17 protein-coding genes are annotated in these 14,730 nt (G+C 28.7%); 15 read left to right on the top strand and 2 right to left on the bottom strand.

Going from position 1 to position 14,730, the window contains the following annotated elements; all coding sequences use genetic code 11:
• Positions 1-24 precede the first annotated feature (24 nt).
• Together L2Z92_RS03605 and L2Z92_RS03600 are read left to right on the top strand one after the other, a co-directional pair.
• Positions 25-189: a hypothetical protein gene (locus L2Z92_RS03605; RefSeq protein WP_236457485.1), complete on the top strand. Its 165-nt coding sequence runs from the start codon at positions 25-27 to the stop codon at positions 187-189.
• Positions 190-406: 217 nt separating this feature from the next.
• A complete protein-coding gene (locus tag L2Z92_RS03600) occupies positions 407-2,146 on the top strand; it encodes a tetratricopeptide repeat protein (protein ID WP_236457484.1) in 1,740 nt (579 codons plus the stop codon).
• Here L2Z92_RS03600 and L2Z92_RS03595 read toward each other — a convergent pair.
• Positions 2,143-2,340, bottom strand: a complete 198-nt coding sequence (locus L2Z92_RS03595) for a hypothetical protein (protein WP_236457483.1) — start codon at positions 2,338-2,340, stop codon at positions 2,143-2,145. The genes L2Z92_RS03600 and L2Z92_RS03595 overlap by 4 nt on opposite strands.
• Before the next feature lie 319 nt (positions 2,341-2,659).
• Between L2Z92_RS03595 and L2Z92_RS03590 the strand changes: the two genes are divergently transcribed.
• From L2Z92_RS03590 to L2Z92_RS03530, 13 genes are all read left to right on the top strand, one after another.
• On the top strand, positions 2,660-4,189 hold the full coding sequence (locus L2Z92_RS03590) for a vitamin K epoxide reductase family protein (RefSeq protein ID WP_236457482.1): 1,530 nt from the start codon (positions 2,660-2,662) through the stop codon (positions 4,187-4,189).
• An 81-nt stretch (positions 4,190-4,270) separates the two neighbouring features.
• Positions 4,271-4,459: a hypothetical protein gene (locus L2Z92_RS03585; RefSeq protein WP_236457481.1), complete on the top strand. Its 189-nt coding sequence runs from the start codon at positions 4,271-4,273 to the stop codon at positions 4,457-4,459.
• A 2-nt stretch (positions 4,460-4,461) separates the two neighbouring features.
• Positions 4,462-4,794 (top strand): hypothetical protein, encoded by a 333-nt coding sequence (locus L2Z92_RS03580; RefSeq protein ID WP_236457480.1) that lies wholly within the window; start codon positions 4,462-4,464, stop codon positions 4,792-4,794.
• 2 nt (positions 4,795-4,796) lie between these two features.
• The gene (locus tag L2Z92_RS03575; RefSeq protein ID WP_236457479.1) at positions 4,797-4,994 is read left to right on the top strand and encodes a hypothetical protein; all 198 of its coding nucleotides are present in this window, start codon (positions 4,797-4,799) and stop codon (positions 4,992-4,994) included.
• 80 nt (positions 4,995-5,074) lie between these two features.
• Entirely contained in the window at positions 5,075-5,263 is a 189-nt protein-coding gene (locus L2Z92_RS03570) for a hypothetical protein (protein ID WP_236457478.1), read from the top strand.
• Positions 5,264-5,282: 19 nt separating this feature from the next.
• Complete coding sequence (locus L2Z92_RS03565) at positions 5,283-5,444, top strand: hypothetical protein (RefSeq protein ID WP_236457477.1); 162 nt, start codon at positions 5,283-5,285, stop codon at positions 5,442-5,444.
• A 327-nt stretch (positions 5,445-5,771) separates the two neighbouring features.
• Entirely contained in the window at positions 5,772-5,936 is a 165-nt protein-coding gene (locus tag L2Z92_RS03560; protein WP_236457476.1) for a hypothetical protein, read from the top strand.
• 67 nt (positions 5,937-6,003) lie between these two features.
• A complete protein-coding gene (gwsG, locus tag L2Z92_RS03555; protein WP_236457475.1) occupies positions 6,004-6,969 on the top strand; it encodes a grasp-with-spasm system ATP-grasp peptide maturase in 966 nt (321 codons plus the stop codon).
• Positions 6,959-7,144, top strand: a complete 186-nt coding sequence (locus L2Z92_RS03550; protein ID WP_236457474.1) for a hypothetical protein — start codon at positions 6,959-6,961, stop codon at positions 7,142-7,144. The genes gwsG and L2Z92_RS03550 overlap by 11 nt, the downstream gene beginning before the upstream one ends.
• Entirely contained in the window at positions 7,141-8,130 is a 990-nt protein-coding gene (gene gwsS, locus L2Z92_RS03545) for a grasp-with-spasm system SPASM domain peptide maturase (RefSeq protein WP_236457473.1), read from the top strand. The genes L2Z92_RS03550 and gwsS overlap by 4 nt, the downstream gene beginning before the upstream one ends.
• Complete coding sequence (locus L2Z92_RS03540; RefSeq protein WP_236457472.1) at positions 8,084-9,751, top strand: hypothetical protein; 1,668 nt, start codon at positions 8,084-8,086, stop codon at positions 9,749-9,751. Before gwsS ends, L2Z92_RS03540 begins: the two co-directional genes overlap by 47 nt.
• Positions 9,752-9,799: 48 nt before the next feature.
• Positions 9,800-11,992 (top strand): peptidase domain-containing ABC transporter, encoded by a 2,193-nt coding sequence (locus L2Z92_RS03535; protein ID WP_236457471.1) that lies wholly within the window; start codon positions 9,800-9,802, stop codon positions 11,990-11,992.
• A gap of 129 nt (positions 11,993-12,121) precedes the next feature.
• Positions 12,122-13,468 (top strand): HlyD family secretion protein, encoded by a 1,347-nt coding sequence (locus tag L2Z92_RS03530; protein WP_236457470.1) that lies wholly within the window; start codon positions 12,122-12,124, stop codon positions 13,466-13,468.
• Positions 13,469-13,472: 4 nt separating this feature from the next.
• Here L2Z92_RS03530 and rodA read toward each other — a convergent pair whose 3' ends face one another.
• The gene (gene rodA / locus L2Z92_RS03525; RefSeq protein ID WP_236457469.1) at positions 13,473-14,729 is read right to left on the bottom strand and encodes a rod shape-determining protein RodA; all 1,257 of its coding nucleotides are present in this window, start codon (positions 14,727-14,729) and stop codon (positions 13,473-13,475) included.
• Position 14,730 lies beyond the last annotated feature (1 nt).

Below are 14,730 nucleotides of genomic sequence, written 5' to 3'. Positions count from 1 at the left end.
TACTAACCATTAAAATTATTTATTATGAAAAATGCAATCAGAAGTTTAGAAGGCGTTCAAATACTAACCAGTAAAGAACGAAAAGTTATTAAAGGCGGGAAGAATCATCATGACTGTGCAAGCGACGGTTGTGCTAACGGTTATTATTGTGCAGGAACAGCATGTAAATTAGACCCAGGTTGGGCATAAAAAATAGATTTTCTTGTGATGGGAAATCCTGTATTTGTGTTTTTTTTTTTGATAAAATATATAATTCATTTTGGGAATAATAATGTAATTATTAGGAACAGTGGACTTATTTTATTTTGAGTATATAGGTGTTTATAAATGGTCTTTTTGATTATTTTATGACACCTATTTTTTTGCTTTTAATTATGTTATACCTTTGGGAGTATATATTAAAAACATGAAAAATATTTCCCTGCTATTTTTTTTCTTTTCTCAAATCCTTTTTTCTCAGACCTTAAGCGAGAAAGATTTTATAAAATATCAAGATAATGTTAGTTTTCATATTAATGGAAAATTAGATAGTGCGTTTTATTATGTAGACAAAATAAAACCTTCAAAAAGCAACGCGCAACTGGCCTATGCTTTTGCAGCAGAGGCCTATTTGTATCAATTAAAAAAATACCCAGACACATTAGATAGTAATAAGTCATTAGAAAGAGCAATTATTCATCTTAACAAAATAGCGAATTCATTAGAGAAGAAAAAAATAAGCAGTAAGGTTTATAATTTTAAAGGATTAATTAATTGGAAACGAAAAAAGTTAGGAGATGCAATTCGAAATTATGAAGAAGCAAAAAAAATAGCAATTGAAGTAGACGACAAGATTTTGGCTGTAAAATGCTCTAATAATATGGCTCTTATTTTGGCAGAAGTAGGAAATTATGAATTGGCTATTTATTCTGTAAGAGAATCTGATAGATTATTAGATAAAACAGAATATTTATATACTAAAGAGAATTTTTTAAAAGCAAAAAGTAGTATCTATATTAGATTAGCAACTTTTTATGAAAATTATTACAATGTAAAAAAGAATGAAAAGCTGCTTGACTCCTCTGAATTTTACTATAATAGAGCAATTGTTTACTCGAAGAATTTATTTGATAGAAAATTAAAAGCACAAACAAATCTGGCCAATATTTATGTAAAAAAAGGGCAGTTGAAAAATGCAGAAAAACAATATCTGGCATCTTTAGTTTTAGCAAAACAAAATGACTTAATGATTCAAATGACTACGCTTTATTATAATTTAGGGTATGTTAATTATGGTCAAAAAAAATATGAAAAAGCATTGGTTTATTTTAATAAAGTAGATTCAATTTCTAGCTTTGAGACAAATAGACTAGAACAAATAAACACCATGTATTATTTGGCTAAAATCCATAATCAATATGAAAACTATAGAGAAGCAGAACGCTATCTAGAGTTATATAATGCTAAATTTAAAAAAAGCGAAAACTTAATAGTAGAAGAAACATTAAATGTTAATTTGTTTATAGCCAATAAAGAAGTAAAAGAAGATGTTGAATTCCTTAAAAAGGAAGTGAGAATTAGAGTTGTAATTCGATTGTTAATTCAAATTTTAATCGGTATTGTTTTTTTGAGTCTTGTGTATTTTTTATATAAAAATTATATTGGAAAGAAACAGGCAAATAGTAGAGTGAATAAACTGATAGAAGAATTTAAACAGAAGAAAGAAACTGTTATAGAACCAGAAGTAAAACAACAAGTTAGAAATGAATCTGTAGTGAACGATACTTCTTTAAGCATCGATGAAGAAAAGGAAAATGAGATAGTAGAGAAATTGATACAGCTAGAAAAATCGAATTATTTTTTACGAGAAGATTTTAATTTGCAAAACACCGCAAAAAAAATAAAAACAAATACGACTTACTTGTCTTATGTAGTGAATAAAAGATTTGAAAAATCATTTAGCGAATATTCAAATGAGTTGAAAATTAATTACGCTATTGAGGAAATGATTACCAATCCGACATTTAGGAAATATTCAACCCAGGCAATTGCAGAAACTGTAGGTTTTAAAAACGCTGTGTCTTTTGCAAAGTCTTTTAATAAAAGAACAGGCGTTACACCTGTTCAGTTTATAAAAAAAATTGAAAAAGATACTACGGTTCTTTAAAGAATTATCACCGCTATTGTAGGTTTTGGATCGTTTGGTTTTCCATCACCATTATCTTCGCTACTAACCGTATCATTTAATTCAGGTTTTGGTTTTGGCTTTTTAGGATCAATCATACCTACTATTTTAGTCATTTGTTTGTTCCCCATTTTATGGTTGAAAAAATCTTCTAAAGCAAAAATGTTAGTTTTCATAAATTTTGTTTTATAGTTATATCTCAAAATTACTTCAATTTTGAGATATATAAACAGATTTCATACTTCGGTTTTATAGTTTTGCTTTTTTTTTTAATTAATCCCTTGTTTTGTAGTTCTTTAGGTCTTTTTTTGTTAGCCATAATTTATAAATTGTCAATGTATAATTTATAAATTGTCAAGGAAACTCTTTTTGTTTTCCTTTTTTTACGCTCATATTTGTTTAGTCGAATGTATGGACTAAGCTTCTTTTTTTAAACCAAAATTAGAAGCTGAATTTGAAAAATATAAAATAGTTGAGCGCTAATAAAAGTATAAAATGAAAGCAATAATTGAGAAGTATTTATACAATAATAATTATAATAAAGAAAGTAATGATTTTGAAAATTTATTTTTATCTCATCCAAATTATCCTAGTCTTTTTGCTATAACCGATACGTTCGATTTATTGTCTATTGAGAATATAGCTGCTAAAGTGCCAAAGGAACAATTCTTAGAATTGCCAGAATCTTTTTTAGCGCTATTTAAGGACGAGGTTACACTCGTAAAAAAAGAACAGAATAGCATTGCTGTTGAAACGGAAGGCAAAAGCAAGCAAAAAATAACGACGGATGAATTTTTAAACAATTGGAATGGAATTGTTGTAGCCATTGAACCTAATCTCGAGGCTGTTCCTGAAAAAATCAATTTGTTTAATAATAAAATCGTTTTATTAGGTATCACTTTGCTTCTGTTGTTTATAATCGAAATGCAATTATTAACGTTCTTTTCGTCTATTCATTTAGCAATACTTCTAATTGGTTTTTTTGTTAGTGTATTAATTATAGATGAAAAACTGCATAAAACAGACGGAATAGCTTCTAAAATATGCACTTTATCTAAAAACACATCGTGCGATTCTGTTATAAAATCAGAATCTGCAGCCATTACAACCTGGCTTGATTTTTCAGATTTACCTATTCTTTTTTTTAGTTTCGGTATCCTGATAGCACTCATCAACGAGAAAGCACTAATAGCATTAAGCTTTATAAGTGTTCTTTCTATTCCATTAATCCTCTATTCGCTTTGGTTACAGAAAATAAAATTAAAGAAATGGTGCGTTCTGTGTTTGGCAATTTCAGTCTTATTGATTGCTCAATCTAGTTTGTTTCTTTTATATGAAAGTGTTATCGATTTTAATTACGAGGTATTTCTACTGTCTTTTGTTGTAGTTGTTCCAATCTGGTTTTTTATTAAACCATATTTTTTCGACTTAGAAAAGCGTAAGAAGGAAACTTTAGAATTAACGAAATTTAAACGAAGATTTACGGTCTTTAATGCACTTCAAAAAGAAGTGGTAAACGTAGAAGAACTTACTACAATTTCTAAAATAGAATTAGGACTTCAATCTGCTCCAGTAGTAGTTACTCTCATTTTGAGTCCAAGTTGTGGTCATTGTCATACTGCTTTTAAGGAGGCAATCGATCTAATGAAAGCAAATAAAGAAAGAGTTAAGCTGGCTATCTTTTTTAATTTGAATCCAGATAATAAGGAAAATCCTTTTTATACAATTGCTGAAAACCTCTTTCAAATAGATCAAGATTTACCAGATAAAATAGAAGAAGCTATTTCCGATTGGCATATTCAAAATATGAGTTTAGAGGATTGGACAGAAAAATGGAGTCAAAAGCTTATTTCGTTATCAGTGGGTGATAATTTAAGGAGCCAATACGAATGGTGCTTAAGTAATGATTTTAATTATACGCCAGTAAAATTGGTAAATAATAAAATTATACCCAATGAATATGAAATTAAAGAATTAAGGTATTTCCTTTCCGACTTAGAAGAAGGACAACCAGTTTTGGTGTAAAGATATTGTTGCAACGATAGTCAAAAACTACAATTGACTTAAAAGGTTTGTAGTAAACAAATAAATACTAATATTTTAATTATGAAAAATTCAATTTTAAAGTTAAGCGGTGCTCAAGAATTATCTAAAGGAGAGCAAAAAAGCCTTAATGGAGGAAGAAGATCATGTAACTCAAATAATTCATGTGGTGCTGGTCAATGTTGTTCAAGCGGTGTTTGTTATCCTTATGGAACACCAGGTCATTTATGTACTTATTATCCAGAATTTTAATTATGAAAAATTCAATTTTAAAATTAAGCGGTGCTCAAGAATTATCTAAAAGAGAGCAAAAAACGGTTGTTGGTGGTATTACTCAAGAAATGGCAGCTTGTTTGTCAAGAGGTTGTGTAATGTCTAGTGCTTCTCCTATTTTAATTATGAAAAATTCAATTTTAAAGTTAAGCGGTGCTCAAGAATTATCTAAAGGAGAGCAAAAAAGCCTTAATGGAGGAAGAAGATCATGTAACTCAAATAATTCATGTGGTGCTGGTCAATGTTGTTCAAGCGGTGTTTGTTATCCTTATGGAACACCAGGTCATTTATGTACTTATTATCCAGAATTTTAATTATGAAAAATTCAATTTTAAAATTAAGCGGTGCTCAAGAATTATCTAAAAGAGAGCAAAAAACGGTTGTTGGTGGTATTACTCAAGAAATGGCAGCTTGTTTGTCAAGAGGTTGTGTAATGTCTAGTGCTTCTCCTGGTATAGGATGGGTAAGAGGTTGCGGAGGTTCAAATAGAATCTGGTGTAGATTAGAATTCTAATTTGCATTTACAAAATAGATAGTCAAAAGCTACAATTGACTTTAAGCGTTTTGTAGTAAACAAACAATACTATTTTAATTATGAAAAAATCAATTTTAAATTTAAAAGGAGTTCAACAATTATCTAAGAATGAACTTAAAGAAACTGCTGGAGGATTAGTTTTCAATCCAGGAGGAGGAAATGGTCCAGGAGAAGATGGATGTGGTTTTAACACATGTAGAAATAAATTTGGAAGATGTAGTTGGTCAGCTTGTGATAGAGGATATTAATATTTAAATAGAAAAGATTATGAAAAATTCAATTTTAAAATTAAAAGGTGCTCAAGAATTATCGAAAGGTGAGCAGAAAAGTATTTCAGGAGGTTATATTTTTATGGATGATGAACCAAAACCATGTCCATGGAGACAATGTAGAAATGCTTTTGGAAGATGTACAATGTTTTGCGATTAAATTGCAGGTATTTAAAATTATATAGGTCTTTAATATAATTGTGAATTTATTTTTATATTCTTTAATTACCTTTTTAAAAGAGGTATAACGTGTGTTTGTTTGGTTAATTAAAACTTTTTTAACAATAACGGCAATAAAACTGTAATGCAAGAAAAAGTATTTTTTGTATTATTGTCTTTCTTGTATTTTTTGTAAAGTAAAGTAGAGGCGTTCCAAATTTATATTTTAGAATTTTAAATTCACAATCAAAATATTGTTGCAACGATAGTCAAGGTCTCAATTGACTTAAAATTTTTTGAGTATTTACTAAAAACAAATTTTATTATTATGAAAAAATTAGAAGATTTTCAATCTCATAAAGTTGAGGTTAATTCGGTTTACGGAGGACGTAGATTAGCTGCAAACACATTTAGTCAAAACACAGTTACAGTTGGGCCTGGTGCTCCAAGTAATGGTGATGACGGTTCTGATGAAGAATGGGATGATCTGTAGGTAAAACAAGTAATCTGTTTAGAAAGTGCAGGAGTTTCCTGCACTTTTTAAATATTAATAATAAATTATGATATTAATATTAAGTACTCCTAGGGATACTGATACACAGATAGTCGTTGAAAATTTACAATCTCGTAATGCTGATTTTTTTCGATTAAACGACGAGGACATAATGTCTGGATTAGTTACACTTAACTTAGCGCCAAATGACCTTGACAAAAGTTACTTAGTTAGGGACAACAAGAAGATCTATTTCTCGGACGTTAAAGTTGTATGGATGAGGAAATTTGGTTTTTTTAAAACGTATGAAGATTTTTTTGGTAAAAAAGATGATTTAACTCGATATATATATTCTGAATTTTCAGTTATTAGAAACTTAATTTTTAAATTATTAGAAGAAAAAAAATGGCTATTTAAAAGATCTAACATGTTAACAAAAATAGAAATTTTAAAACATGCTAGTGATATAGGTTTAAAAACACCAAACAGTTTGATTACTTCTAGTTTAAAACAGTTAGATTTTTTTTTTAAGGAGAATAATAATTTAATTATTTCTAAGTCAATAGGAGAGGGAAAGCATATTGAATTTAATAATAAGAATTACCCTTTTTTTACACAGATAATAAAATCACTTGACGGTCTTCCTGATAGCTTTAGTCCATCATTGTTTCAAGAGTATATAAATAAAAAATATGAATTAAGAACTTTTTTTCTTGATGATAAGCTCTATACAATGGTAATTTTTTCACAAAACAATGAAAAAACTAAAATTGATTTTCGAAATTATGATATTGATAAGCCAAATAGAGTTGGTAGGTATCAATTACCTTTAGTAATTGAAGAAAAAATAATTAAATTGATGAATAAAATGGGGTTAAATACTGGTTCAATTGATATTATTAAATCTGTAAATAATGAATATTATTTTTTAGAGGTTAATCCATCAGGACAATTTGGAATGACAAGCATTCCATGTAATTTTAATCTACATCAAAAAGTGTCTAACTATTTAATAGATAATAATGAAAAATAAATTAATAAATCATATTGATAGTGAATTTATAGATAAGTTACCCATTAATGTTTTTTTTGTTGAAGGAAAGGAAAATCAACCAATAAAAAATATTGATTTGGCTTTTGTAGCTTCAGATTTTCATCAAACTCAAAAAATGAGGTGTAATTCCTTTTACAAACCTGCATTCATATGATTGATAAAGATAAATATTTTAAATTTTACAATTCTTGTATTCCTGTGAAAGGATTTAATAGAACTGCTATATATGACCTTCAAAGGTCGGAACTATATTTTATTTCCAATTCTTTGACAGATATGTTACAAGATTATTTTGATAAAAAAATAGAAGTTATATATGAAGATTATTTAGATTATGAAGAGTTAGTTACAAGGAATCTAAACTATTTAATCGAAAATGAGCTTATTTTTCTTACTGATGAACCCAATCACTTTTTAGATTTAGATTTAGAAAAGGATTATTTGTTTTTAAGTGATATTGTTTTTTTAGAAATTGACGATTTACAGGATTTTAAGATTAAATTATTAAATGAAATTGATAATTTAGGATGTATACAATTGGTTTTGCTGTCAAAATCAAATATGAAATTCGATGTGATTGAACAAGTACTTGAAATTTTAAAGAAATCTAAATTAAATGTAGTAAGTCTTATTTCCGAATATTCAAAAGATAGTTTAGATATAGAGCATTTTTTTGCTAGGTTTCCTAGGCTAAGAGATGTCAATTTCTTTAACGCTCCTAATGATATAGTCTCCAATAATCAATGGATTAATTTTTATCCAGGTAGTTGTAATGAATTTTTATCAAAACAGATTAGTGGTATAAATGATTTAGTCCCAAATCTTGATGCGTTCATGGAAGCTAAGAATTATAATTTGTTTTTTAATAGAAAAGTCTACATAAATAATAAAGGAGACGTTAAGAATTATATTAATCATGAAAAGGTTTTTGGGAATATTGAAAAAGACGTAATATCTGAAATTATCGCTTCAAATTCCTTTCAAGAATTATGGAAAATTAATAAAGATATGATTGAAGTTTGTAACGTTTGTGAATTCAGATATATTTGTCCTGATAATAGAATTCCTATTCAAAAGAACAAAAAATATTTTCATGAAAACACATGTAATTATGACCCTAAAACAAATAATTGGAAATAATGTACTCACCTTTATTGTGTGTTTTTCGATAATATCTTGTAATACTGTCAAAAAAAACAGGAAATTTAATTATTTTAATGGCTCAGAATTTTATAATTATCCTTTAAATGTAAGTGGCAGTTTCTTTGGTGATGTTAAGTATTATGGAATTAATGAATTGAGTAAGGGCTCTTCTGTTTTAGATTTTTATAAGTTTTGTAATAAGGATTTATTAGTTTATGGAAAGACAACTGAAATTCCATTTTATGAATTATTTCTTTTTCTAAAAAAAAAGAAATTTAAATTATCAAAGAAAAAGTTAGATGTAACTACCAAAATGTTAGTTAATGATACAATAAGTAATTTAGTTTTATATGAGAAAACGGATGGTATTCAATCTTTTTATGTGCTAATTAAAAGTATAGGAAAACATAAATCAAATTCGTCTATCTTGCAAGATGCAAAAAGTATAATCAATTCAATGGAATTTAATATTGTTAAGAAGAATGCCTTAAGTTATATGGATATATTTAATTCATATAAAAATGAAGACAATCATTTATTTATAATGAATAAATTTGACAATGCTCCAATCGATAAAGATGAAAAGAATGAATGGACAAAATTTCAATTACTAACAACGGTTTTATCATTCGACACTGAATATTATAGATATAAAGAATTAATAAAAAAGTTTGAAAACAAACGCAGAAGTTACTTTAACGATTTATTGAGTAGTCAAAAAGCGAATTTATTAGAGAGTAATCAGATTGAAGATTCTATAGTACATAAGATAGCTGAAATTTCAAAGAATCATAAGGTTTTAATGTTGAATGAGATGCATTGGAAACCAGAGCATAGAGTTTTAGCATATAGATTGTTAAAGCCTTTAAGAGAGAAAGGATATAAGTATTTAGCTATTGAAGCATTAGAGAAAGGACAAGATAGTTTAATAAACAGCAGAAAATTTCCAATCAAAACATCGGGCTATTATACCAGAGAGCCTTTTTTTAATAACCTTATTAAAGAAGCATGTAGCTTAGGCTTTGAAATAATTGGATATGATGATTTTGATAGTACAAATAGAGAAGAAGTACAAGCAGAAAATTTGAAGTATATAATTGATAAAGATTCTTCGGCAAAAATTTTTGTATATGCTGGAATAGATCATATTTTAGAAAAGGCAGATAATGTTTCAAATAAAAGAATGGCAGAATTATTTAAGGAAAAAACAGGGTTAGATCCTTTAACTATTGATCAAGTTGAAATTGTCTCAGATGTTTCTAAAGAACTATTGTTTTTTGAATCAAAGGAGTTTGCTGGTGTCGAAAAAGTAAATTGTAATGTTGATTACTTTTTGATTAATAATATAAAGCCTTCATTTTCTGAGTTTTTCGATGTAACTAAATTTACAATTAATGATCCTATTCTTAAAGAAATAGAAGGGCAAGAAGTACTTGTTAGTTTTTATGAAACAAAAAAGTATGTAAAGTATAACTCAAGAAGTATTCCGATTATAAGTAGAATTAAAAAAGTAGTTGACTTTAAAATTACTTTAGAAATACCTAAAGGTAATTTTTTTCTGACTATTAAGGATAAAGATAATAACGAATTATTGTTAAAAGATATAAACGTCAATTAAGTTTTTTTAATTTTTTTGCGTTATTTTTGAACAAACTATAAACAAATTTTGAAAAAATTTCCTCATTATACACAAACAGAGAGTAAAGACTGCGGTCCTACTTGTTTAAAAATTATAGCTAAGCATTATGGGAGACTGCTTAACACTCAAAAGTTAAGAGAGCTTTCGGAGACAACTAGAGAAGGTAGTAACTTACTTACTCTAAGTGATGCTGCAGAACAGATTGGTTTTCGTTCTTTAGGTGTTAAATTGTCTTTAGAAAAGCTTGAAGAAGCTCCCTTACCTTGTATTCTACATTGGAATCACAATCATTATGTGGTTTTGTATAAAATTAAAAAAGGGACTTATTATGTGTCTGACCCTGCTATTGGTTTGATAGAATATACTGAAACTGAGTTTTTGAAGTTTTGGATAGGTAACAACGCAGATAAAACAACAGAAGAAGGAATTGCTTTATTATTAGAAACGACTCCGAATTTTCATGAATCTGAATCAGATCTTGAAGAAAAAAAGGTATACGGTTTTGGAATTCTTTCGCAATATGTTTTTAAATACAAAGCATTTATAATACAATTAGCAATTGGACTTTTTGCAGTCAGTCTGTTGCAATTAATAACTCCTTTCTTAACACAAAGCGTTGTTGATGTTGGAATACATAATCAAAATATACATTTCATTTATCTTGTCTTGATTGCGCAATTGTTTTTGTTTTTTGGACGTACAGGACTCGAATTAATTCGTAGTTGGATTTTATTACACCTTTCTACTAGAATTAATATTTCATTAATATCCGATTTCTTTATTAAACTAATGAGCTTGCCAATTTCCTATTTCGATGTGAAAATGACAGGAGATATAATGCAAAGAATAAATGACCATCATAGAATAGAACGAATTTTAACAACATCGTCGTTAAGTGTGTTGTTCTCTTTTATTAATATGATTATCATGGGTGGAGTTTTAGCCTACTATAACCTAAGTATATTTGCTATATTTTTTGTAGGTAGTTTTCTCTATTTTTTATGGGTTATTCTATTTTTAAAGAGAAGAGAGGTCTTAGATTATAAACGCTTTTCAGAAGTCAGTAAAGAACAAAGTAAGGTAATTGAATTGATAAATGGAATGCAAGAAATAAAGTTGCACAATGCAGAGAAACAAAAACGATGGGGCTGGGAATATATTCAAGCACGATTGTTTAAGGTTTCTTTAAAAGGTTTAGTGCTAGAGCAAACTCAAAGTATCGGTTCTAACTTTATAAATGAACTTAAAAATATATTCATCATTTTTGTTTCTGCACTTTCTGTAATTAACGGTGAGTTAACGATTGGAGAAATGATGGCAATTACAAGTATTGTAGGGACTTTAAATGGTCCTATTGTACAATTAATTGGATTCATTAGAGAATTGCAAGACGCTAAAATATCATTGGCTAGATTGTCTGAAATTCATGAAATGGATGATGAAGTTCAAGGAGAAAAAGATAAGTTAACAGAAATTCCTTGTGATGAAGATATAATTATTAAAGATTTATCTTTTCGATATTTAGGTTCCGATACAAATGTTTTGAAAGAACTTAATATGGTAATTCCAGCTAAGAAAATTACTGCAATTGTAGGAACAAGTGGAAGTGGAAAAACAACATTAATGAAGTTGTTGTTGAAATTCTACGAACCTAGTGAAGGCGATGTTTCCTTAGGAAAATCGTCATTAAGTAATTTATCACAAAAAGCATGGAGAAATCATGTTGGTTGTGTAATGCAAGAAGGATTTATATTTAGCGATTCAATTGCTAATAATATTGCTATTGGAGTAGATGTAATTGATAAAGAAAGATTAGATTATGCTGCCAATGTTGCCAATATTAAAGATTTTATTGATGATTATCCTTTACGATATAATACTAAAATTGGTTCAGAAGGTGTAGGGATTAGTACAGGGCAAAAACAAAGACTTTTAATTGCAAGATCGGTTTATAAAAATCCAGAAATGCTCTTTTTTGATGAAGCAACAAGTGCTTTAGATTCTAATAACGAAAAAGAAATTATGGAAAAGCTAAATGTATTTTTCAAAGACAAAACAGTTTTGGTTATTGCACATCGATTAAGTACGGTGATTAATGCGGATCAAATAGTAGTTCTAGAAAAAGGAAAAATTATAGAGACAGGTACTCATACGGAATTAATAGAGAAAAAAGGAAGTTATTATGAATTAGTAAAGAATCAATTACAGCTCGGAACTTAGCCGAAATTTGTACTCCTGATGAAGTACTTTGAAATTATGGAAGTTCTTTTTGAGTAACCAGAAATTCAATACTTTTTCAGAAAAAGAACTAATTTATAATAACTGTAACATAATCTACAAAGAAAGAAAATGCCAACAAACGATAATATTCCGTCTACAAATACAGAAACTTCAGCGGCCATCAATATAGAGCTAAGAAGTGAGCAAGTTCAAGAAATACTAACTAAAATTCCGCATTGGATGATTCGATGGGGAAATTTATTGATACTCATAATAGTATTATTAGTATTGCTTTTTTCCTATTTTATTAAGTATCCAGATGTCAACTCAACGCAAATAACCATAACGACTCTTGTTCCCCCAGAAAAATTAACAGCTAGGACTTCTGGTAGAATAGAAACTATTTTAATTGAAGATAATCAGGTTATTGAAAAAGGTACGCCTCTTGCGGTTATAGAAAATTCTGCAAATTATAAAGATGTATTCTTATTGAAAAGTATTTTAGATACAATTAATTTAAGTAGAACACCTTTTCCGTTTGAAAAGTTGCAGTATACACAATTTGGCGATGTAGAAAGTCAATTTGCGATTTTTCAAAAAGAATATAGTGCAGAAGAATTGCAAAAACAATTAAAACCCTATCAAGTAGAAACTATTGCACAAGGTTTTGAAGCAAGACAAATCAGTGAGCGTTTGTCTTTGTTAGAATCGCAAAAGAGTATAAACTTGACAGAGTTAGAGCTTCAAAAGAATGATTTGAATAGATATGAAACTTTATATAAAAATGGAGTAATTGCAGATCAAGAATTTGAGAAGCAAAAAATGTCTTATTTACAATCTCAGAAGAATTATAAAAACTTATTAAGTTCAATATCACAATTAAAATCTTCATTAAATGAGCTTAACAGAAGTAGTAAAACAACAAAAATTAATTCCACAAAAGATGCAATTAATTTAGAACGTAATGTTATTCAAGCTTTTTTTCAATTGAAAAAAGCGGTAAAAGATTGGGAGTTAAATTTTGTTCTAAGAACTGCAATGCGAGGAAAGGTGTCTTTTATGCAGTTGTGGGCGGAAAATCAAACGGTGAGCGCAGGTGACCAAGTTTTTTCGGTAGTTCCAATCGATAATGAAGTCTATGTAGGAAAAGTGAAAGCAGTAGCTCAAAACTCTGGAAAGTTAAAAGCGGGTCAAAGTGTAAATATTCGATTAGCAAATTTCCCAGATACAGAATTTGGAATTATTAAAGGGATAGTGAAAAATATTTCGGCAACACCAGATAAAGATGGTAATCTGTTAATTGATGTTAGTTTACCAAACGGATTAGATACTTCTTACGACAAGAAAATTATATTCCAACAAGAAATGATTGGTTCGGCAGATATAATAACAGAAGATTTACGTTTGATTGAACGTTTCTTTTATCAGTTTAAAAGTATGTTCAGTAGAAAATCTAAGACAGAGAAAGCGAAGTAATTATTTACCACTCATTCACTTTATTAGCATCTAATTTAATAAAAATAAAAAGCATAATAGTAAAAGCCCATAAGCTAGAGCCACCATATGAAAAGAAAGGTAATGGTACCCCAATTGTTGGAAAAAGTCGAATAAGCATGGCTATGTTTACAAAGAAATGTGTAAAAAGATAAGTGGCAACGCAATAACCATAAACACGGCTAAACTTCGTTTTTTGTTTTTCAGCAAGTACAAGAATTCGTAAGAACAATGCAACAAAGAAAACAATAACGATAACCGATCCAACAAAGCCCCATTCTTCACCAACGGTAGTGTAAATATAATCGGTATGTTGTTCAGGAACAAAGCCTCCTTTTGTTTGTGTGCCTTCTAAATATCCTTTTCCTGTAAGCCCACCAGATCCAATAGCAATCATGGCTTGATTAAGATTGTATCCTTCATCTTTTACGTCTACATTGTCGCCAAGCAATACATCAATTCTGTCCTTTTGATGAGGTTCTAGTATGTTGTTATATACATAATTAGTGGAAAATATGTAACCAGAAATAATTAGAAATAATACGATATATAAAATTGGGTTTCTACTAATTCTTCTGTTTTTAAAGAAGTGTATTGTCATTATTCCTAGAATAACGAGAGCAATATATTTAGGTTCAATTTTTAGAGCCACAAAGAAAAGTACAATTGCAGCAAAGCCAGAAGCCAAATACCAACTCGGTAGTCCTTCTCTGTTTAGAACAAATATCAATGATAGGAATATCATAGCACTTCCTGCATCGGGTTGCAGCATGATTAGAAATACAGGTAAAAATATAATTGCAAAACCAATTAGTTGATGCTGGGTGTTCTTTAAATTAATTTGAGAAAAACTCAAGTATTTTGCCAAAAGTAAAGCTGTTCCGGTTTTGACAAACTCAGAAGGTTGAAAACCAAAGCCACCTATTTTGTACCAATTTGTCTGGCCTTTAATTGTTGTCCCAAAGGCAAATAAACCTAAAAGAAGTGCAATACCTAGCCCATAAAAAACAAATGAAAAGCGTTCGAAAATCTTTGCGTCAATAAATAGTAAAACAAAAATTAAAGGAATACTAAAAAATATAAAAAGCATTTGACGACCATATATTTGACTAGTATCAAATAATGAAGTCTCTTCAAGGGGCAATGAAGCAGAATAAATAGTCATCCAGCCCATAATTACAAGTGCAAAATATAGAAATACGGTAAACCAATCTATGCTAATTCCAATGCTTTGATTTTTCATT

Origin of the sequence: Flavobacterium jumunjinense (assembly GCF_021650975.2) — a bacterium.
Classification (GTDB): Bacteria; Bacteroidota; Bacteroidia; order Flavobacteriales; family Flavobacteriaceae; genus Flavobacterium; species Flavobacterium jumunjinense.
This window is presented reverse-complemented; position numbering and strand designations above follow the sequence as displayed.